Source organism: Cellulomonas citrea, assembly GCF_009829685.1.
In the GTDB taxonomy this organism is placed as follows: Bacteria; Actinomycetota; Actinomycetes; order Actinomycetales; family Cellulomonadaceae; genus Cellulomonas; species Cellulomonas citrea.
The window spans coordinates 1-535 of record NZ_VWSD01000386.1 but is presented as its reverse complement, the minus strand read 5'-3'; the positions used below and the strand labels follow the sequence as shown (position 1 = coordinate 535).

At 60.2% G+C, this 535-nt stretch carries 1 pseudogene; it reads right to left on the bottom strand.

What is annotated here, in order from left to right:
- Positions 1-381 (bottom strand): annotated as a pseudogene (locus tag F2B26_RS16880) (excinuclease ABC subunit UvrA); the annotation flags it as partial.
- Positions 382-535 lie beyond the last annotated feature (154 nt).

Below are 535 nucleotides of genomic sequence, written 5' to 3'. Positions count from 1 at the left end.
CAAAAGGCGCATGTAGTCGTGGATCTCGGTGACGGTGCCGACGGTCGAGCGCGGGTTGCGGCTGGTGGTCTTCTGCTCGATGGAGATGGCCGGCGACAGCCCCTCGATCAGGTCGACATCCGGCTTGGACATCAGCTCCAGGAATTGGCGCGCATAGGCCGACAGGCTCTCGACATAGCGGCGCTGGCCCTCGGCGTAGATGGTGTCGAAGGCGAGGGAGGATTTCCCGGAACCTGACAGGCCGGTGAAGACGACCAGTTTGTCGCGCGGAATGGCGAGGTCGATATTCTTGAGATTGTGCTCGCGCGCGCCGCGAATCGTAATGGCCCGCGAGTTCGATCCGGCTGACGGTTTGCGGTTTGCCTTGATCACTTCATCCATAAGGGAGTTCCGGTAGCGCGTGGTGCGCAGCTAGAGCGCTGTTCCGGAAAACGCGATGACCGTTCGCCGGCTCTCATTCTCGATCAGATTCTTGTCCGCAGAACATAGTGAGAACGCGGCTGAATTTCCAGCCCTGTTCGCGATCCATCAACTG